The following is a 985-nucleotide window of genomic DNA, read 5'->3' as shown; positions in this document are numbered from 1 at the left end:
TATGCTGTCGGTTGCGGTTGCAACATCTTCACCATCAGCCGACGTCGCTGTCACACCGAGATCGAACGAACCGCTAAAGTCCTCAGCCGGTGTGATCGTCAAACCGTCAAGCTGATCGGAACTCAGCGTCCATGTACCATCACCATTATCGGTACCGGCGGACAGCGTTCCGCCATCCGGAACACCACTTATCGTGACCGTGAGAGTTTCAGAGCTGTCGGTGAGACCAGCATCAATATCGAGCGCAATTGCACTATCTTCGTTGCCCGACGCATCCGACACATCCAGTGTTGGCGCATCGGCGACGCCATCGACATCAACCGTTATAGATCCTGTCGCACTGGCAACATCCGAACCATCGGCAGATGTCGCCGTCACACCAAGATCAAACGATCCGCTGAAGTCATCCGGCGGGGTGATGCTCAAACCTTCAAGCTGGTCAGAGCTCAGTGTCCAGGTGCCATCACCATTGTCGGTACCGGCAGACAGCGTTGCACCATCCGGAACACCGGAGATGGTCACCGTCAGCGTTTCGCTGGAATCCGTCAGACCTGCATCAATATCGAGGGCAATCGCGCTATCTTCGTTGCCCGACGCATCACTGACGTCCAGCGTCGGCGCATCGGCAACGCCATCAACATCAACCGTGATTGAACCCGTCGCGCTGGCAACGTCTTCACCATCAGCCGACGTCGCCGTCACACCGAGATCAAACGACCCGCTGAAATCGTCCGGCGGGGTGATGCTCAAACCATCAAGCTGATCGGAACCCAGCGTCCAGGTGCCATCGCCATTGTCTGTACCAGCGGACAGCGTTGCACCATCCGGAACACCGGAGATGGTCACCGTAAGCGTTTCGCTCGAGTCCGTCAGACCTGCATCGATATCAAGCGCAATGGCGCTATCTTCGTTACCCGCAGAATCAGAAACATCCAGCGTCGGCGCGTCTGCAACACCAGTCACATCGACGGTGACGCTGTCGGTG

Annotated in this window: 1 protein-coding gene; it reads right to left on the bottom strand. The window is 57.2% G+C overall.

Features of this window, described 5'->3' with window-relative positions; all coding sequences use genetic code 11:
* Nucleotides 1-985: Ig-like domain-containing protein (locus B2R48_RS18270; RefSeq protein WP_297003286.1), on the bottom strand; the 985-nt coding region annotated here is incomplete at both ends.

Source organism: Thalassospira sp. UBA848 (assembly GCF_002295455.1).
Taxonomy (GTDB): domain Bacteria; phylum Pseudomonadota; class Alphaproteobacteria; order Rhodospirillales; family Thalassospiraceae; genus Thalassospira.
Note: the sequence above shows the minus strand (reverse complement) of the source record. Positions and strands in the feature narration are given on the sequence as shown.